We start from the raw sequence: 21,175 nt of genomic DNA on the forward strand, positions 1-21,175 counted from the left end.
TCCTCGTGGCCGTCGCTGGCGGGTGCCAGGTGCAAGGTGGCCCCGGCGCACAACGCCGGCCAGACCTCCCAGGCCATGGCGTCGAAGCCGAAGCCGGCCAGGCTCGAAGTGTGCCGGCCCAGGCACAGGTCGAAGGCCCGGCAGTGCCAGTCCACCAGGTTGTTCAGGGTGCGGTGCTCGACCATCACCCCCTTGGGCTGCCCGGTGGAGCCCGAGGTGTAGATCACGTAGGCCAGGTGTTCCGGTCCCAGGTCGGCGACGGCTGGATCATCCAGCCGCTGCGGCCAGTCAGCCTGATCGAGCGCCAGCACGGGCACCGTGATCCCATCCAGGCGGCCGCGCAACGCTTGTTGGGTCAGCACGGCCACAGGCGCGCTGTCGTCGAGCAGGTAGCGCACACGCTCGTCCGGGTGGGCCGGGTCCACCGGCACGTAGCCGGCGCCGGCCTTGAGCACCGCGACCAGGCCAATCAGCGTGTCCAGGCCACGGCGGGCGAACACTGCCACGCGGTCGTCGGGGCGCACGCCGAGGCCGATCAGGTGGTGAGCCAGGGCATTGGCGCGCTGGTTCAGGTGCTGATAAGTCAGCGACTGGTCATTGGCAGTGGCGGCCAGGGCGTGGGGATGGGCCTGGGCCACGGCCTCGATACGCCGATGCAACGGACCGTGCGGCAGTTCGATGCCCGGGGTCTGGTTGAAGGTTTCCAGCAGTTGCTCACGCTCGTCGGCAGGCACCATCGGCAGCGCCCTGACTTCAGCGGTGGACGTCGCCGCAAGCAGGCTGCGCAGGGTCTGCTCCAGGTAGGCACAGACACGCCGTGCCGGCACCTCGGGGCTGGCCAGCAGGGTCAGGCGGAACGCTTCGCCGAAGTCGTCGACGCTCAGGGTCAAGGGGTAGTTGGTGGCCTCGGCGGCGTGCACGATCTCGATCCCGGCCCAGCCGGCGCGCAGCACCGCTTCGGAGCCCGAGGCCGCGCTGTGGCGGTAGTTGAGCAAGGCGTTGAACAACGGCGTCGGCGCCGCCACGCCGCTGCAGCGCTGGGCCAGGGCCAGGGGCGCGTGCTCATGGCGCATCAGCGTGCTCAGGCGCTGGTGGGTGGCCTTGATCGCGCTGGCCAGGTCAGCGTCGTCCAGGTCCACCCGCAGCGGCAAGGTATTGATGAAGATGCCCAGCGCCCGGTCGGTGGCCTCGGCGCCTTGCAGACGGCCCATCAGCACGGTGCCGAACACCACCTGGTCGCGCCCGGTCAGGCCGCCCAGCACCCGCGCCCAGGCCAGGTGGAACAGGCTGGCGACGCTCACCCCCTGGCTGCGGGCCTGGGCGCGCAGCGCGCGGCACAGCGCCAGGTCGAGGTCCAGCGCGTGCTCGTTCAGCGCCGCGCCATCCCCCTGCACATCGGCCAGGCCATAGGCCAGGGTCGGCGCGTCCACGCCGCCGAGCATGTCGCGGAAAAACGCCTCGTGCTCGGCCTCGCCGACGCCCAGCAGGGCCTGGGCCACATGGTTGCGGAACGGCAGCGGACGGCCCAACCGGGCACTTTCGCCGAGCAGGAAGGCAAGCATTTCGTGGCGCACCACCTCAAGGGCGCTGTGGTCCATGGCCACGTGGTGGAACTGCAGGGTCGCGTGGACCTGCCCATCCGCCTGCGCCACCTGGCATTGCAGGCGGATCAACGGTGCCTGGGTCAGGTCGAAGCCGCTGTCCGGCAACTGGCCCTCGGCCAACTGGGTGACCCGCAGCCGGGCCTGGCGCCAGACCACCTGCACCGGCGTCTCCAGGGCCTTCCAGTGCACCGAGGTGCGCAGGATATCGTGACGGTCGATCACCCCTTGCAGGGCCTGGGCGAAGGCCTCGACCCGGGCGCTGCTGGCGAACACGAAGCGCGCCTGCATCACGTAGGGATCATGGTCGCCGGCGCTGGCATGGTGGAACAGCATGCCTTGCTGCAACGGCACCAGCGGATAGATGTCCTGCACGTTGGCCGCACCGCCGGGCACGCCTTCGACCAACTGGTCGATGCTGGCCTGGTCGAGCTCGACCAGGCTGAGCATGGCCGGGGTGATCCGCGCGCAGCCGGCGGGGATGCGGTTTTCCGGTACCTCGACGCTGCCCTGGCGCGCCGCCACGTACTCGCCACGTTCGAGCATCCCCAGCAGCGCCGGCTTGTGCTCGCGCAGCCGCGCCACCAGCGCGGCGTCGCTCAGGGCCTGGCGATTGCCCTGGACCACCAGCTGGCCATCCTTGAGGGCCAGCTGGACATTGTTGGCGGCCAGGGTCGCCAGTAGTTCGTTGATGCTCACAGGACGATCTCCATTCTGTCTGTGATGGCGGCATAGTCTGCCAGCGTCGGGTGTTCGAACAGGCTGCGCACGTCGGCTTCCAGGCCCGCCTCGCGCAAGCGCGAGGTGAGGGTCACGGCCAGCAGCGAGTGGCCGCCCAGTTCGAAGAAGTTGTCGTGGCGGCCTACCTGCTCCACGCTCAGCAGCTCGCCCCAGATACGCGCCAACAGCTGCTCGGTGTCGCCTTGCGGCGCCTCGTAGACGCGCGCCGGCAGGTCCGGCTGCGGCAGTGCCTTGCGGTCGAGCTTGCCGTTGGGGGTCAGCGGCAAGGCGTCGAGGGCCATGAACAGCGCCGGTACCATGTACTCGGGCAGTTGCCCCAGCAGCGCCTCGCGCAGAACCTCGGCGGGCGGCGCGGCGCCGGTGACATAGGCCACCAGGCGCGGGCCGGTCGGTTGGGCGTCGTGCACCAGCACCACGGCTTCGCGCACCCCGGGTACCCGGGCAAGGCAGGCCTCGATCTCGCCCGGCTCGATGCGCAGGCCGCGCAGCTTGATCTGGTGGTCGGTGCGGCCGAGGAACTCGAGGCTGCCGTCAGGGCGCTGGCGTACCCGATCGCCGCTGCGGTACAGCCGCTCGCCGTCGGCGAACGGGCTGGCGATGAAGCGTTCGGCCTGTTGCTCCGGCAACCCCAGGTAGCCACGCGCCACCCCGGCGCCGCCGATATGCAGCTGACCGGCAACGCCCAACGGCACGGGTTGGTCGTGGCCGTCGAGCACGTACAGGCGGGTGTTGTCGATCGGCCGGCCAATCGGCATTGCGCCCGATGTCAACGGATCCTGCGGGTGCAAGGTGCAGACACTGCAATCGACCGTGGTTTCGGTGGGACCGTAGACGTTGTGCAGCCTTGCCCGTGGCAGGCGCTCGCGCACCTGGCGCACCAGGGCCTCGGTCAACTCGCCGCCACCGCAGACGATATCGCTGAGGCTGGCGCAGGCCGCGCTGGCCTCGTGCTCGAGGAACTGCTGCAGCAACGCCGGCACGAACTGCACCACGCCGACCTGTTGCTGGTGGATCAGCTCGGCCAGGTACTGCGGGTCGCGCTGACCGTCCGGCTTGGCCAGCACCAGGCGCACGCCGCTGCACAGCGGCCAGAACAGCTCCCACACCGAGGCGTCGAAGCTCACCGGGGTCTTGTGCAGTAAAGCGCCCTCGCCCGGGAACAGCCCGGCGCTCCAGTGCACCAGGTTGACCACGTTGCGGTGCTCGACCATCACCCCCTTGGGCAGCCCGGTGGAGCCGGAGGTGTAGATCACATAGGCCAGGTTGGCGGCGGTCAGGCCCGGCACCTGCGGGTTGTGCTCCGGCTCACGGATCGAGTCCGCCAGGTCGAGATCGACCTGGGTCAGTGGCAGATCCCCCATCAGCGCCCGGGTGGCCGCCTGCACCAGGACCGCCCGTGGCTGGCTGTCGACCAGCATGTGGCGGATCCGTTCGACCGGATAGTCAGGGTCCAGTGGCACATAGGCGCCACCGGCCTTGAGGATGGCCAGCAGGCCGACCACCAGCGACAGACCGCGCTCGACACAGATCGCCACCCGGTCGTCGGGCCGTACACCCAGCGCGATCAGGTGATGGGCCAGACGGTTGGCCTGGGCATTGAGCTGCTCATAGCTGAGTTCACCCTGCTCGGCGCTGAGCGCAACGGCCTCGGGCCTACGCAACGCCTGGGCCTCAAACAGGTCCTGGAGGGTCCGGTTCAGGTCGTGGGGCTGCGCCGTGCGGTTGAAGTCGTGCACCAGCTGGTCGCGTTCCTCGGCCGACAGTACTGGCAGTTGCAGCAGCGCTTGCCGTGGCTGATGGGCCAAGGCCTCGGCCATGGCCTCCAGCACCCGCCGCATCTGCTCGCAGACACGCGCCGCGCCGACCGCCGCCGGCGCCAGGGCGACCAGGCGGAAGCGCTCGCCGATATCGTCCACGCTCAGGCTCAGCGGATAGTTGCTGCGCTCGTTGCTGTCCAGGGTCTCGATGCCTTGCAGGGCCTGGCGCTGGTCCTCGTCCGCCTGGCTGCCGTGGCGGTAGTTGAGCATGGCGCTGAACAGCGGCGCCGGGGCCGGCACGCCGCTGCAGCGCTGGGCCAGGGCCAGCGAGGCATGCTCGTGGGCGAGCAAGGCGCTCAGGCGCTGCTGGGTCTGGCGCACGGCGTCCTGCAGGTTGATGCCTGCAAGGTCCAGGCGCAGCGGCAAGGTGTTGATGAACATGCCCAGCGCCTGGTCCGCTCCCGCGCCGCCTTCCAGGCGACCGAGCAGCACGGTGCCGAATACCACGCTGTCACGGTCGCTGGCGGCGGCCAGCAGGCGGGCGTAGGCCAGGTGGAACAGGCTGGCGACGCTGATGCCCAGCTGCCGTGCCTGCTGGCGCAGACCGGTGGCCAGGGGTTCGTCCAGCCATAGCTGGGCCTCTTCGATGCCGAGGCCGTCGACCTGCACGTCGCTTAGGCCGAACGGCAGGGTCGGCTCGTCGATATCGCCCAACTGCTCGCGGAAGAACGCCTCGTGCTCGGCCTGGCTGACGCCCAGCCGCGCCTGGGCCACGTAGTTGCGGTACGGCGCGCCCTGTTCGGCGGGCACCGGCGCGCCTTGCAGATAGCTGACCAGTTCCCGGCCGAGCACATCCAGCGCGGTATGGTCGAGGACGATATGGTGGAACTGCAGCACAGCCTGCCTTCCGGCGCCCTGCGCGTCCGGCCAGTGGTACAGGCGCACCAGTGGCGCCCGGTCGAGGGCCAGGGCATGAGGCACCGCAGCCTCGTCGGCCACCTCGAACAGCGCCAGCTCAGCCTGGCGCCAGACTACCTGCAATGCCTGCGGCAGGCCGTCCCACAGCACTGACGTACGCAGCACGTCATGACGGGCGATGACCTTGCCCAGGGCATCGACGAAGGCGTGCAGCCGGTCACGGCTGGCGAAGGCCATGCGCGATTGCAGCACATAGGGATCGTGCTCCGGCGAGCTGAGGTGGTGGTAGAGAATGCCCTCCTGCAACGGCGCCAGCGGGTAGATATCCTGCACGTTGGCCGCGCCACCCGACACCGTGGCGACGATGCGCTCGATGGCGGCAGGTTCAAGGTCCACCAGCGGCAGCATGTCCGGGGTGATCCGGGTGCAGCCGGCCGGAATCCGGTTGGCCGGGACCTCGACCTGGCGACCATGGCCCAGGGTTGCCGCCAGCGCCGCTACCGTCGGCTGGCCGAACAGGGTGCGCACGTCGGCCTGCAGGCCGGCCTGGCGCAGACGCGCGGTGAGGCTCACCGCCAGCAGCGAGTGGCCGCCCAGTTCGAAGAAGTTGTCGTGGCGACCGACCTGTTCGATGCCCAGGACTTCAGCCCAGATTGCAGCCATGGCCTCCTCGGTCGCGCCGATTGGAGCGACATAGGCCTGGCGTGCCAGGGCTGCAGGATCAGGGTCCGGCAGCGCCTTGCGGTCCAGTTTGCCGTGGCTGGTCAGTGGCAACTCGTCCAGGCGCACGAAGGCTTGCGGTATCAGATGGCTCGGAAGGCTTGCCTGCAGGCCTTGGCGCAGGGTGTCGAGATCGACCATGGCGGCTTCGGTGAACCAGGCCAGCAGACGTTCGTCGCGCACTAGCACCACGGCATCCGCAATGCCCGGCTGGGCCTTCAGCGCGGCCTCAATCTCGCCCAGCTCGACCCGTACGCCACGGATCTTCACCTGGTCGTCATTGCGGCCCTGGTAGTCCAGCGTGCCATCGGCATTCCAGCGCACCAGATCGCCGGTGCGGTACATCCGGCCACCGTTGAACGGATCGTCGAGGAAGCGCTCGGCGGTCAGTTCAGGGCGGTTGAGGTAGCCCCGAGCGACTTGAGCACCGCCGATGTACAGCTCGCCGGTCACACCGACCGGCAGGGGCTGACGCTGCTCGTCCAGCACATAGACGCGGGTGTTGGCGGTCGGCTTGCCGATATGCAGCGCACCGCCCGGTTGCAGTTGCCCCGACGTCGCCACCACGGTGGTCTCGGTCGGGCCATAGTTGTTGACCAGCGCAAAGCCCGGATCGCGGTCGAACTGGCGCAGGCGATCACCGCCGACCAGCAGCGTGCGCAGGGTCAGGTGCTGGCGTTCGCGGCGCAGCGCCTGCTCGGCGACCGGCGTCGGCAGGAAGCTCACTTGCAGCGGCTGCTCCAGCCACCAGTCGAGCAGTTCATCGACATGCTCGCCGCCGATGGACGCCGGCGGCAGGTGCAGCACTGCTCCGGTGCACAGCGCCGGCCAGGCTTCCCAGGCCATGGCATCGAAGCCGAAGCCGGCGACGCTGGAGGTGTGGCTGCCCTCGCCCAACTCGAAGGCCTGGCAATGCCAGTGGATCAGGTTGGCCAGGGTGCGGTGCTCGACCATCACCCCCTTGGGCTGGCCGGTGGAACCGGAGGTGTAGATGACATAAGCCAGCTGATTCTCGTCCAGCCCTGCAACCACAGGATTGCTGGCCGCGTGGTCGAGCCAGCCATCGCCATCCAGCATGACTTTGGCTGCATCGCCGACCAACGCTTCGGTGGCCGATTCGACCAGCACCATCGCCGGCGCGCTGTCGCTGAGCAGATAGGCAATCCGCTGCGCCGGATAACCCGGATCGACCGGCACATAGGCCGCGCCGGCCTTGAGCACGGCCAGCATCGCCAGCAGCCGCTGCGGGCCACGCTCCAGGCACAGCGCCACGCGGTCGCCCAGGACCACGCCCCGCTCGATCAGATGATTAGCCAGGCGGTTGGCACGCTCATTAAGTTCTCCATAGCTCAGACTCAGCCCGCCCTGTACAACGGCCAATGCTTCGGGCGACTGGGCCTCGACCAGTGCGTGCACGGTCTGACCTTGGGGATAATCCACGGCCGTGGTATTGAAACCTTCGAGCACATGGCGTCGCTGCATGCCCTCGAGGATGGGCAGCCTGTCGACCTGCGCCGCGCCACCTTGCTCCAACGCCTGGATCAACTGGCTCACGGCAGCGGTCATCCAACCTGCGACCCGCTCGGCACCGATCCCCAGCTGGGCCAGCACGCTCAGGCTGAAACCTTCCCCGTGGTCGTCCACGCTCAGGGTCAGCGGGTAGTTGCTGCGCTCTTCACCGCCGAGCTGATGCATGCCCTGGAAGCTTGCGACATCCACACCGGCCGTATCCGTCGGGCTATGGCGGTAGTTGAGCAAGGCACTGAACAGCGGCGCCGAGGCCGGCACGCCGCTGCAACGCTGGGCCAGTGCCAACGACGCATGCTCATGCCCAAGCAACGCCGACAGCCGCTGGTGGGTGGCCTGCACCGCATCGCGGGCGCCCTTGGCGGTGTCGATGCGCAGCGGCAAGGTGTTGATGAACACCCCCAGCGCCCGGTCGGCGCCGTCACCGCCTTGCAGGCGGCCCATCAGCACGGTGCCGAACACCACGTCACCGCGCCCCGCCAGCACACCCACCACGCGGGCCCAGGCCAGGTGCATCAGGCTCGCGGCGCTGACCCCGAGCGCCCTTGCCTGCTCGCGCACCCGGCGCGACAAGGCCGGATCCAGCGGCAGGCGCGACTCCTCGATATCACGCCCGTCGCCCTGCACATCGGCCAGCCCCATGGGCAGGGTCGGCTCGTCGACATCGCCGAGCATGTCGCGGAAGAACGCCTCGTGCCCCGCCTCGGCGGCGCCCAGGCGTACCTGGGCCACGTAGGTGCGGTACGGCACGGGCGCGCTCAACAGGTGCCGGCGACCGGAGAGGATCGCCTGCAGTTCGTGGACGATCACCTCCATCGCCGTGTGATCCAGGGCCAGGTGGTGGAAGTGTAAAACGGCCACCACCCGTTGCAGGGCCGGGTCCAGGGCGTAGGTCAGGCGCAGCAGCGGCGCCTGGGTCAGGTCCAGGCGTTGCAGGCGGGCATCGAAGTGCGCGTGCAGCCGCTCGATCACCGCCTCTTCGCCCAGGCCGGTGACCTCGCTGACCGCCAGGCGAGCCTGGCGCCAGACCACCTGCACCGGCTCGCCCAGCCCCTCCCAGACCACCGAGGTACGCAGGATATCGTGACGATCGATGACCTCTTGCAAGGCCTCGGCACAGGCCTGCAACCGATCCAGGCTGTCGAAGGCCAGACGGGTCTGCAGCAGGTAAGGATCGCCCTGCTCAGCACTGAGGTGGTGGTAGAGGATGCCTTCCTGAAGCGGCGCCAGCGGGTAGATTTCCTGCACGTTGGCCGCGCCACCCGGCACGCTGGCGACGATACGGTCGATGCTGCCCTGGTCCAGGTCGATCAGGCTGAGCATGTCTGGCGTGATCTGCGTCGCGCCTTGCGGCACACGGTTCTCGGGCACTGCCACTTCACGCCCGGAGCCTACAGCAGCCGCCAACGCGGCCAGGGTCGGCTGGGCGAACAGCACGCGCACGTCGGCATCCAGCCCGGCCTTGCGCATGCGCTCGATCAGGCTCACCGCCAGCAGCGAATGGCCGCCCAGTTCGAAGAAGTGGTCATGGCGACCAACCTGCTCGACCTTGAGCACCTCGGCCCAGATCGCGGCCAGCGCGGTTTCGATTTCACCTTGCGGCGTCTCGAAGGCACGGCTGACCAACGCGTCGCTGCCCGGCTGCGGCAAGGCACGGCGGTCGAGCTTGCCGTTGGCGGTCAGCGGCAGCGCGTCCAGTTGTACATAGGCCGACGGCAACATGTAGTCCGGCAGTTGGCCTTGCAGTTGCTGGTGCAGTTCAGCGATTGCCTGATGGCCAGTGAAATAGGCCACCAGGCGCTTATCGCCCGGCACATCCTCGCGCACGATCACGGCGGCGTCGCGAACACCCGGGCACTCGCCCAGGCGTGCCTCGATCTCGCCCAGCTCGATACGGAAGCCCCGCAGCTTGACCTGCTGGTCGGCGCGTCCCAGGTAACGCAGGGTGCCGTCGGCCTGCCAGCTCACCAGGTCGCCGCTGCGGTACATCGTGCCGCCGTTGAACGGATCCGGCAGGAAGCGCTCAGCGGTCAGCTCCGGCTGGCCCAGATACCCCATGGCCACGCCGTCACCGGCGATATACAACTCGCCCACCGCTCCCACCGGCAGCAGTTGCTGGCGGGCATCGAGCACATAGCAGCGGCTGTTGCCGATCGGCTTGCCAATCGGGATGCTGCCCTCGCCCACCTCGGTGATTTCGTGGGTGGTGCTGAAGGTGGTGGCTTCGGTCGGGCCGTAGCCATTGAGCAGGTGTTGCGGCGCGCCATCGCGCAGTACCCGGGCAATCACCGCCGGGTCCAGCACATCGCCACCGACCATCAGGTAGCGCAGGCCACGGAACACCGGCAGCAAATCGTCGGCAAACTGGTGGAACAGGCCGGCGGTGAGCCACAGCACGGTGACGCCCTGCTCCAGCAGGACTTCGCGCAGGCCCTGGCGCGACAGCACCGTGTCCTGGTCGACCACCACCACCGCGCCGCCGTTGAGCAGTGGCGCCCAGACTTCCAGGGTGCTGGCGTCGAACGCCGGGTTGGAAGCAAAGGCCACGCGGTCCTGGCGGTTGAAATCGGCAAAGCCGTTGTTGATCACCAGGCGCACGATGGCCCGGTGCGGCACCTGCACGCCCTTCGGCGTGCCGGTGGAGCCGGAGGTGTACATGATGTACGCCGCGCTGCCGGCGTCCACCGCCAGGCCCAACGGCGCATCGGCATAACCGCTCAGGTCGAGGCGGTCGAGTTCGACTCGGCGTGCGCCGTCCACCTGGGGCTGGTCGCTGTGGGTCAGCACCAACCGCGCCTGGCTGTCGGCCACCATGAACGCCTGACGCTCGACCGGCGCATTGCCGTCCAGCGGCACGAACACCGCCGCGCACTTGCTCACGGCCAGCTGGGCCGCCAGCAGATCGAACGAGCGAGGCAGCAGCAAAGCCACGCGGTCACCCGCCTGTACCCCCTGCTCCAGCAGGTACCCGGCCAGCCGGCTGGCCTGCCGGTCGAGCGCCTGGTAGCTCCAGCGCCGCGTGCCATGGGCCACCGCCAGTGCATCCGGGCTGGCCATGGCCTGCGCCTCGAACAGGGCATGCACGGGCAGGTCGCGGGGATAGTCGCGACGGGTCGCGTTGAACTGCCGCGCCACGCGCTCGCGCTCGACGTCCGGCAAGGCGTTGATACGGTTCAACGGCGCCGCCGGCGTGTCCGCCAGGGTATCGGCCAACCGCGCCAGGGCCGTCTGCAGCAGCTGGCAGACCAGTACCCCATCCACTTGCGGCACCGCCTGCACGGTCAGGATGAAACCGTCACCCAAATCGTCGACGCTGACCACCAGCGGGTAGTTGCTGCGCTCATGGGCGGCCAGCAGTTCGATGCCCTGCCAGGCCTGTGCGCGCTGCGCCCCGGAGGCCGCGCTATGGCGGTAGTTGAGCAGGCTGGTGAACAGCGCCTGGGAGGCCGGCACGCCGCTGCAGCGCTGGGCCAGGGCCAGGGAGGCCTGCTCGTGGGCCAGCAGGCGCGCCAGGCGCTGGTGGGTCAGGCGCACGCCGTCGACCACATCCATCTCCCCCACACTGACCCGCAACGGCAAGGTGTTGATGAACATGCCCAGCGCCCGCTCGGCGCCCTCGCCGCCCTGCAGGCGACCAAGCAGCACGGTGCCGAACACCACTTCCTCGCGGCCTGACAGCTGCGCCAGCACCTGCCCCCAGGCCTGGTGCACCAGGCTGGCGACGCTGATGCCCAGCAACCGTGCCTGCTGACGCAGGCGCAGGGCCAGTGGCTCGTCCAGGCGCTCGCGGTGGTCGAGCACGTGGCTGCCATCGCCCAGCGCTCCGCGCAGGCCGAACACTTCGGTCGGCTCGTCAATATCGCCCAGCAGTTCGCGGAACAGCGCCTCCTGCGCCTGGCTGTCGTCACGCAGGCGCGCCTGGGCCACATAGTTGCGGTACGGCACGCTGTCGCCCTCGGGCATGCGCCCCAGCAGCGCATCGCCGACCTCGGCCACCAGCAGTTCCATGGCAGCGTGGTCGAGGAGGATATGGTGCAGCAGCAGGGTCGCCTGCAAGCGGCCCTGTTGCACATGGCTGCTCAGGTGCATCAACGGTGCGCGGCCCAGGTCCAGGCGCGGGCTGTCCAGTGCCGGCTCAAGGTCCAGGCGCGCCTCGCGCCAGACCACCTGCACCGCTTCGTCGAGCCCCTGCCAGTGCACGCTGGTGCGCAGGATGTCGTGGCGGGCGATGACCTGGTTCAGCGCCGCGACGAAGGCTTCCAGCTCGGCCTCGCCGGCAAAGGCGAACTTCAGTTGCAGTACGTAGGGGTCGACCTCGGCACTGGCCAGGTGGTGGTAGAGAATGCCCTGCTGCAACGGCGCCAGGGCGTACAGGTCCTGGATATTGGCCGCACCGCCGGGAATCCTCTGCACCAGGCTGTCGAGCGCGGCCTGTTCCAGGCGCGCCAGCGGCAACATGTCGGGGGTGATGCGTGTGCAGCCCGCCGGGATACGGTTGGCCGGCACCTCCAGCGTCACCTCGCCGCCCACCGCCGCCGCCAGCGCGGCCAGGCTCGGCTGGCCGAACAGTACCCGTACATCCGCCGCCAGGCCGGCCTGGCGCATGCGCGCGGTCAGGGTCACGGCCAGCAGCGAGTGGCCGCCGAGCTCGAAGAAGTTGTCATGGCGACCGACCTTAGCCACACCCAGCAGTTCGTTCCACAGCTGCGCCAGCAGGGTCTCGACTTCGCCTTGCGGCGCCTCATAGGCCTGCTGCGTGGTTTCCGGCTGCGGCAGCGCCTTGCGGTCGAGCTTGCCGTTGGGGCTCAGCGGCAACGCCTCGAGGTGGGTGAATGAAGCCGGCACCATGAATTCCGGCAACTGGCCCAGCAGCGCCACGCGCAAGGTCTCCGGCACCTGCCGGGCACCGGTGTAGTACGCCACCAGGCGCTGCTCGCGGGCGAGCACCACCGCCTCCTTGACCCCTTCGATACGGGTCAGGCAGGCCTGGATCTCGCCCAGTTCGATGCGCAGGCCACGAATCTTCACCTGGTCGTCGTTGCGTCCGAGGTATTCCAGGTTGCCGTCGGCCAGGTAGCGGGCCAGGTCGCCGGTGCGATACATCCGGCCACCGGTCCTGAGCGAGAACGGATCATCGAGGAAGCGTTCGGCGGTCAGTTGCTCGCGGTTGAGATAACCCCGCGCCACCTGCACGCCGCCGATGTACAGCTCGCCGGCCACGCCCACCGGTACCGGCTGGCCCTGGGCGTCCAGGACGTACAGCGCGGTATTGGCGATCGGCTTGCCGATCGGCGTGCTGTCCGGTGCCGTCACGCAGTGCCAGGCACTGACATCCACCGCCGCCTCGGTCGGACCGTACAGGTTGTGCAGCTCGACCGTCGGCAGTTGTGCATGGAAACGCCGTACCAGGCTGCCGGGCAAGGCTTCGCCGCTGCACAGCACGCGCTTGAGCTGGTGCGCCAGGACTTCGCCATGGGCGAGGAACACATCAAGCATCGACGGCACGAAGTGCAAGGTGCTGACCTGCTCTTCACGGATGACCGCGCGCAGGTACTCGGGGTCGCGGTGCCCGCCTGGGCGCGCCATCACCAGGCGGGCGCCGGTCTGCAGCGGCCAGAGGAACTCCCACACCGACACGTCGAAGCTGAACGGGGTTTTCTGCAGCACCACGTCATCGGCGCCCAGCCCATAGGCGTCCTGCATCCACAACAGGCGGTTGACCACCCCGGCGTGCTCGTTCATCACACCCTTGGGCAGGCCGGTGGAGCCGGAGGTGTAGATCACATAGGCCAGGTGGCGCGGGGTCAGCCCAGGCACCTCTGGGGCATGCGCCGGCTGCGCCTGCCAGGTCGGCTGGTCGAGGTCGATCAGCGCCGCACGGCTCGCCTGCGGCACGTCGCGGGTGGCACCGTGCACCAGCACCGCCAGCGGCGCGCTGTCATCGAGCATGTGACGGATGCGCTCGGCCGGGTAGTCCGGGTCGACCGGCACGTAGGCGCCACCGGCCTTGAGGATGGCCAGCAGGCCGACCACCATCGACAGGCCGCGCTCGAGGCAGATCGCCACGCGCGCGTCGGGTTTTACCCCCAGCGCAATCAGGTGATGGGCCAGGCGGTTGGCCTGCTCGTCGAGCTGGTGATAGGTCAGCTCGCCTTCCTCCGCCCTCACCGCCACAGCGGTCGGGGTGCGTCGAACCTGAGCCTCGATCATGCCGTGCAGGGTCTGCTCCAGGTCGTACGCCACCGCCGTGTCGTTGAACTCGACCAGCACCTGGCGCCGCTCCTCGGCACTCAGCACCGGCAAGCGGTTCAGCGCCTGCTGCGGATGCTGCTTGAGCGCCAGCAACAGACCGTCGAGCACCTGCAGCATCTGCGCGCAGATCCGCTGTGCGCCCACCTGGGCCGACACCTGCACGCCCAGGCGCAGGCCATCGCCGAAGTCATCGACGTTCAGGCTCAGCGGGTAGTTGGTACGCCCTTCGCTGCCCAGGGTCTCGATCCCCTCCCAGGCCTGTGGCTGCAGCGTGGCGCGGGTGCTCTGCCGGTAGTTGAGCATGGCGCTGAACAGCGGCAGCGGCGCGGCCACCTGGCTGCAGCGCTGGGCCAGGGCCAGCGAGGCGTGCTCGTGGACCAGCAGCGCCGACAGCTCGCGGTGGGTGGCCAGCACGCCGTCGCGCACGCCCAGCCCATCCAGGTCGACCCGCAGCGGCAGGGTATTGATGAACATGCCCAGTGCCCGCTCGCTGCCCTCGCCGCCCTGCAGGCGGCCCAGCAGCACGGTGCCGAAGACCACGCGGTCCTTGCCGCAGGCCACCGCCAGCAGGCGCGCCCAAGCCAGGTGCACCAGGCTCGCGGTACTCACCCCCAGCTGGCGGGCCTGGTCGCGCAGGCGACCATAGCGAAGGCCGTCGAATTCCACCTCGGCCTCATCGAGGGCCTGGCCTTCGCCCTGCACCTCGCGCAGGCCGAACGGCAGGCTCGGCTCGTCGATGTCGCCCAGGCGGGCGCGGAAGAACGCCTCGTGCTCGGCCTCGCTGACGCCAAGGCGTGCCTGTGCCACATAGTTACGGTACGGCACCGAGGCCGGCAGTGACTCGGTCTGCCCCAGCAGGTAGCCGCGCAGCTCGGCCTGCACCGCCTGCATGGCGATATGGTCGAGCACGATATGGTGGAACTGCAGTACCGCCTCGACCCGCTGGCCACCCGGTTCGGTGCGATGCAGCAGGCGGATCAGCGGCGCCTGGCCAAGGTCCAGGCGCGCCAGGTGGGCGTCGTCGAGCGGCGCCAGTTGCAGCGGCGCCTGGCGCCAGACCACCTGTACCGGCTGCGGCAGGCCATCCCAGAGCACTGCGGTACGCAGGATGTCGTGCCGGGCGATGACCTGTTCCAGAGCCTGTGCGAACACCCGCAGCCGCGCCGGGCTGTCGAAGCGCAGCCGTGCCCGCAGGGCGTAGGGGTCGGCGCCCACGGCGCTCAAGTGCAGGTAAAGGATGCCTTCCTGCAACGGCGCCAGGGGGTAGATATCCTGGACATTGGCCGCGCCGCCCGGCACCGCGGCGACGATGCGCTCGATGGCGGCCGGTTCCAGGTCGACCAGCGGCAGCATGTCCGGGGTGATATGGGTGCAGCCCGCCGGAATCCGGTTGGCCGGCACCACCACCGCGCCGCCCTGGCCCAGGGTAGCCGCCAGCGCGGCCACGCTCGGCTGGCCGAACAGGGTGCGTACATCCACCTGCAGGCCGGCCTGGCGCAGGCGCGCGGTGAGAGTCACGGCCAGCAGCGAGTGACCGCCCAGTTCGAAGAAGTTGTCGTGCCGCCCTACCCGCTCCACGCCCAGCAGTTGCGACCAGATCTCGGCCAGCAGCACCTCGGTCTCGCCTTGTGGCACCTCGTACTGGCGCGCCTGCACGTCCGGCAGCGGTAGCGCCTGGCGGTCGAGCTTGCCATTGGGGGTCAGCGGCCAGCTGTCGAGGTGGACGAACAGCGCCGGCACCATGTACTCCGGCAACCGCGCCAGCAATGCCTGGCGCAGCGCGTCGGCAGGCTGCGGCTCGCCGCGGTGGTAGGCGACCAGGCGATCACCGCCGTGTGGATGCCGGTGGACCAGCACCAGGGCCTCGCGCACGCCGGCCACGCGGTTCAGGCAGGCCTCGATCTCGCCCGGTTCGATGCGCAGGCCGCGCAGCTTGATCTGGTGGTCGGTACGACCAAGGAACGTCAGGCTGCCGTCGGCGGCCTGGCGTACCCGATCGCCGCTGCGGTACAGGCGCTCACCCTCGACGAACGGGCTGGCGATGAAGCGTTCGGCCTGTTGCTCCGGCAACCCCAGGTAGCCACGCGCCACCCCGGCGCCGCCGATATGCAGCTGGCCGGCGACGCCCCAGGGTACCGGCTGGTCGTGGGCATCGAGGACGTACAGACGGGTGTTGTCGATGGGGTGGCCAATCGGCAACGCGCCGGAAGGAACCAGCTGTCCGGGCTCCAGGGTCCAGGCGCTGCAGTCGACCGTGGTCTCGGTGGGGCCGTAGACGTTGTGCAGGCGCACCTGCGGCAGGCGCTGGCGAACCTGCCGGGCCAGGGCCTCGGTCAGCTCGCCACCACCGCAGACAATATCGCTGAGGCTGGCGCAGGCGGCACTGTCGTCCTGGTCGAGGAACTGCTGCAACAGCGCGGGCACGAATTGCACCACGCCGACCTGCTGCTGGCGAATCAGCCCGGCCAGGTACTGCGGGTCGCGCTGGCCATCCGGCTTGGCCAGCACCAGGCGCAGCCCGCTGCACAACGGCCAGAACAGCTCCCACACCGAGGCGTCGAAGCTCACCGGCGTCTTGTGCAGCACTGCGCCGCCGGCCGGGAACCGGCGGGCACTCCAGTGCACCAGGTTGGCCAGGTTGCGGTGCTCGACCATCACCCCCTTGGGCAGGCCGGTGGAACCTGAGGTGTAGATCACATAGGCCAGGTGCGCGCCGTTCAGCCCGGGCACCCGTGGGTCGCTGTCCGGCTGCCCGTCCCAGCTGGGCTGATCGAGATCGACCTGCGGCACCGCCGCTTCGCCGACCAGCGTCCGCGTGCCTTGTTGCACCAGCAGCGCTCGCGGCTGACTGTCGGCGAGCATGTGGCCGATACGTTTTGCCGGGTAGTCCGGGTCCAGCGGCACATAGGCACCGCCGGCCTTGAGGATCGCCAGCAGGCCGACCACCAGCGGCAGGCCGCGCTCGACACAGATTGCCACCCGGTCGTCGGGCCGCACGCCCAGTGCGATCAGGTGGTGGGCCAGGCGATTGGCCTCGGCATTCAGCTGGCGATAGCTGAGTTGTCCGTCGTCAGACTGCACGGCGATCGCCTCGGGATCGCGCGCCACCTGCTGCTCGAACAACGCCTGGACAGGCTGTTCGAGATTGCCGGCCTGGGCCGTGGCGTTGCAGGTCTGCAACAGATGCTCACGCTCATCGTCCGGCAATACCGGCAGCGCCAGCAGCGCTTGCCGTGGCTGAGCCTCCAGACCTTCCACCATGCCCTGCAGCACCTGCCGGAACTGCCCGCAGACCCGCTGGGCGCCGACGCTCGCCGGGGTCATTGCCACCAGGCGGAAGTCTTCCCCCATGTCGTCCACGCTCAGGCTCAGCGGGTAGTTGCTGCGCTCCTGGCCATCGAGGAACTCGATGCCCTGCCATTCCAGGCGCCGGGCCTCGCTCGCCGCCTGGCCATGGCGGTAGTTGAGCATGGCGCTGAACAGCGGCGCCGGGGCCGGCACGCCACTGCAACGCTGGGCCAGGGCCAGCGACGCATGCTCGTGCACCAGCAAGGCGCTCAGGCGCTGCTGGGTCTGACGCACGGCGTCCTGCAGGTCGATGCCTGCAAGGTCCAGGCGCAGCGGCAAGGTATTGATGAACATGCCCAAGGCCCGCTCGGCGCCCTCGCCGGCTTCCAGGCGGCCCAGCAGCACGGTGCCGAACACCACCCGGTCGGTGCCGCTGACGGCAGCCAGCAGGCGGGCGAAGGCCAGGTGGAACAAGCTGGCGGGGCTGATGCCCAGCTGCCGGGCCTGTTGCCGCAAACGCGCGGCCAGGGTCTGGTCCAGCCAGAGGTGGGCTTCCTCGATGGCCTGGCCGTCGCCCTGCACATCACTCAGGCCGTAGGGCAGCGTCGGCTCGTCGATATCGCCCAGCTGGGCGCGGAAGAACGTCTCATGCTCGGCCTGGCTGACGCCCAGGCGCGCCTGGGCCACGTAGTTGCGGTAAGGCACCGGGGCCTGCACTGGCACGGCGCTGCCCTGCAGGTAGCCGAGCAGCTGCGCGCCGATGATCTCCAGGGCGGTGTGGTCGAGAACGATATGGTGGAACTGCAGCAGTGCCTCGATGCGCTGGCTGCCGGCCTCATCGCGATACAGCAGGCGGATCAGCGGCGCCCGGGCCAGGTCGAGGCGTTGCAGGTCGTGGCCGTCGAGCGGCGCGACCAGCAGTGGCGCCTCGCGCCAGACCACCTGCAGCGGTTGCTCCAGGCCTTCCCAGAGCACGGCGGTGCGCAGCACGTCGTGACGGCTGATGGCCTGGCGCAAGGCCTTGGCGAACGCCTCCAGGCGTGCCGGGCTGTCGAACGCCATGCGCGACTGCAGCACATAGAGATCGTGCTCCGGCGAGCTGAGGTGGTGGTAGAGGATGCCCTCCTGCAACGGCGCCAGCGGGTAGATGTCCTGCACGTTGGCCGCGCCGCCCGGCACCGTGGCGACGATGCGCTCGATGGCGGCAGGTTCAAGGTCCACCAGTGGCAGCATGTCCGGGGTGATCTGGGTGCAGCCGGCCGGAATCCGGTTGGCCGGGACCTCGACCTGGCGGCCATGGCCCAGGGTCGCCGCCAGTGCCGCCACGGTCGGCTGGCCGAACAACGTGCGCACGTCGGCCTGCAAACCGGCCTGGCGCAGGCGCGCGGTGAGGCTCACCGCCAGCAGCGAGTGACCGCCCAGTTCGAAGAAGTTGTCGTGGCGACCGACCTGCGCAACGCCCAGCACCTCGGCCCAGAGTGCCGCGATGGTGGTTTCCACGGGGCCTTGCGGCATGGCGTAGGCCTGGCCGGTGAGCATGGCCGGTTCCGGCAAGGCCTTGCGGTCCAGTTTGCCGTGGCTGGTCAGCGGCAGCTCGTCCAGGCGCACGAAGGCTTGCGGTACCAAGTGGCCCGGAAGGCTTGCCTGCAGGCCTTGGCGCAGGGTGTCGAGATCGACCATGGCAGTTTCGGTGAACCAGGCCAGCAGACGCTCATCACGCACCAGCACCACGGCATCCGCAATGCCCGGCTGGGCCTTCAGCGCGGCCTCGATCTCGCCCAGCTCGACCCGTACGCCACGGATCTTCACCTGGTCGTCATTGCGGCCCTGGTAGTCCAGCGTGCCATCGGCATTCCAGCGCACCAGATCGCCGGTGCGGTACATCCGCCCGCCGTTGAACGGATCGTCGAGGAAGCGCTCGGCGGTCAGTTCAGGCCGGTTGAGGTAGCCTCTGGCGACCTGAGCGCCGCCGATGTACAGCTCGCCGGTCACTCCCACCGGCACGGGCTGACGCTGCTCGTCCAGCACATAGACGCGGGTGTTGGCGGTCGGCTTGCCGATATGCAGCGCACCGCCCGGTTGCAGTTGCCCCGACGTCGCCACCACGGTGGTCTCGGTCGGGCCATAGTTGTTGACCAGCGCGAAGCCCGGATCGCGGTCGAACTGGCGCAGGCGATCACCGCCGACCAGCAGCGTGCGCAGGGTCGGGTGCTGGCGTTCGCGACGCAGCGCCTGCTCGGCGACCGGCGTCGGCAGGAAGCTGACCTGTAGCGGCTGCTCCAGCCACCAATCCAGCAGTTCATCGACATGCTCGCCGCCGATGGACGCCGGCGGCAGGTGCAGCACTGCTCCGGTGCACAGCGCCGGCCAGGCTTCCCAGGCCATGGCATCGAAGCCGAAGCCCGCGACGCAGGAGGTGTGGTTGCCCTCATCCAACTCGAAGGCCTGGCAATGCCAGTGGATCAGGTTGGCCAGGGTGCGGTGCTCGACCATCACCCCCTTGGGCTGGCCGGTGGAACCGGAGGTGTAGATCACATAGGCCAGCTGATTCTGGTCCAGCCCTGCAACCACAGGATTGCTGGCCGCGTGGTCGAGCCAGCCATCGCCATCCAGCATGACTTTGGCTGCATCGCCGACCAACGCTTCGGTGGCCGATTCGACCAGCACCAGCGCCGGAGCACTGTCGCTGAGCAGGTAGGCAATCCGCTGCGCCGGATAACCCGGATCGACCGGTACATACGCCGCCCCGGCCTTGAGCACGGCCAGCATCGCCAACAACCGTTGCGGGCCACGTTCCAGACATAGCGCCACGCGGTCGCCCAGGACCACGCCACGCTCGATCAGATGATGAGCCAGGCGGTTGGCACGCTCGTTGAGTTCGCCGTAGCTCAGACTCAGCTCACCCTGTACAACGGCCAATGCTTCGGGCGATTGAGCCTCGACCAGCGCGTGCACGGTCTGCCCTTGCGGATAGGCCTCGGCTGTGGCGTTGAAGTCCTCCAGCACCTGACGCGATGCGTCGTCATCCAACATCGGCAGGTCATCCAGCATTTGCCCTGGGCTCTGTTCCAGAGCCTGCAACAGCTGGCCGAGGGTGTTTACCATCCAGCCGCCGATCTGCGCCGCCGGCAGCCCTTCGGCGGCCAGCACGCTCAGGCTGAAGCCCTCGCCCAGGTCGTCGACGCTCAGGGTCAGCGGGTAGTTGCTGCGCTCCTCCCCCCCCAGCAGGCGCACACCCTGCCAGATGCCTTCGCCATCGCGGGCGACGCCCTCGGGCGCTGTGGCGGTAGTTGAGCAAAGCGCTGAACAATGGCGCAGAAGCGGCGACGCCACTGCAACGCTGGGCCAGCGCCAAGGGCGCGTGCTCGTGACCGAGCAGGGCCGACAGCCGCTGGTGGGTGACACGCAGCGCCTGGTCAACCGGCAACGCGGTGTCCACTCGCAATGGCAGAGTGTTGATGAACATGCCCAGCGCCCGGTCGGCGCCCTCGCCCGCTTGCAGGCGGCCCATCAGCACGGTGCCAAACACCACGTCGCGACGCCCCGCCAGCACGCCCACCACACGGGCCCAGGCCAGGTGCACCAGGCTGGCGGCGCTGACGCCGCGCTGCCGCGCCTGCTCGCGCAGACCATGGGCCAGGGTGGCCGGCAACATCAGGGCAGCATGTTCGACGCGCCCGCCATCGCCCTGCACATCGGCCAGGCCATACGGCAGGGTCGGCTCGTCGATATCACCCAGTTGCGCGCGGAAGAACGCCTCGTGGCCGGCCTGATCGTCGCCCAGGCAGACCTGGGCAACATAATTGCGATACGGCACCGCCGCAGGCAGCGTGACACCACGCCCGTCCAGCAGCGCCTGCATCTCCTCGCCGACCACGGCCATGGCGGCGTGGTCGAGGGTCAGGTGGTGGAACTGCAACAGGGCTACCCACTCGCCCTGGCGCGGATCCTCGGCATAGACCAGGCGCAGCAAGGGCGCCCGGGTCAGGTCCAGGCGTTGCTGGCGGGCATCGAAACGGGCCTGCAGTTGCTCGATTACCGCCTTTTCGCCCAGCCCGGTGACTTCGCTGACCGCCAGGCGGGCCTCGCGCCAGACCACCTGCACTGGCTCGCCCAACCCCTCCCAGACCACCGAGGTGCGCAGGATGTCGTGGCGGTCGATGACCTGTTGCAAGGCCGCAGCCCAGGCCCGCAAACGCTCGATGCTGTCGAAGGCCAGGCGTGACTGCAAAAGGTACGGGTCGCCCTGCTCGGCACTGAGGTGGTGATAGAGAATGCCTTCCTGCAAGGGCGCCAGCGGGTAGATTTCCTGCACGTTGCCCGCGCCACCCGGCACGCTGGCGACGATACGGTCGATGCTGGCCTGGTCCA

Annotated in this window: 3 protein-coding genes and 1 pseudogene (2 of these 4 cut by a window edge); all 4 read right to left on the reverse strand. The window is 69.1% G+C overall.

Features of this window, described 5'->3' with window-relative positions:
- On the reverse strand, positions 1–2,300 hold the 5' end (the start) of the coding sequence (locus ACZ899_RS08255) for a non-ribosomal peptide synthetase (RefSeq protein WP_234562870.1). 12,226 nt of this gene lie to the left of the window's left edge; 2,300 of the gene's 14,526 nt are visible here — the first part of the coding sequence; its start codon is at positions 2,298–2,300; its stop codon lies beyond the left edge, outside the window.
- Entirely contained in the window at positions 2,297–15,259 is a 12,963-nt protein-coding gene (locus tag ACZ899_RS08260) for an amino acid adenylation domain-containing protein (RefSeq protein WP_485628014.1), read from the reverse strand. The genes ACZ899_RS08255 and ACZ899_RS08260 overlap by 4 nt, the downstream gene beginning before the upstream one ends.
- Positions 15,245–19,909: pseudogene (locus ACZ899_RS08265) on the reverse strand (amino acid adenylation domain-containing protein); the annotation flags it as partial. The gene ACZ899_RS08260 and the pseudogene ACZ899_RS08265, both read right to left, overlap by 15 nt.
- Positions 19,845–21,175, reverse strand: partial view of an amino acid adenylation domain-containing protein gene (locus ACZ899_RS08270; RefSeq protein ID WP_485627563.1) — the end only. Its footprint extends 6,574 nt past the window's final position; 1,331 of the gene's 7,905 nt are visible here — the last part of the coding sequence; its start codon lies beyond the right edge, outside the window; the stop codon is at positions 19,845–19,847. The gene ACZ899_RS08270 and the pseudogene ACZ899_RS08265, both read right to left, overlap by 65 nt.

It is taken from the genome of Pseudomonas sp. TE31087, from assembly GCF_057284075.1.

Bases quoted from the DNA above. Each gene is read 5' to 3' on its own strand.
- ACZ899_RS08260 (WP_485628014.1), bottom strand. From the start codon at position 15,259: ATGGTGCCGGCGCTGTTCGTCCACCTCGACAGCTGGCCGCTGACCCCC.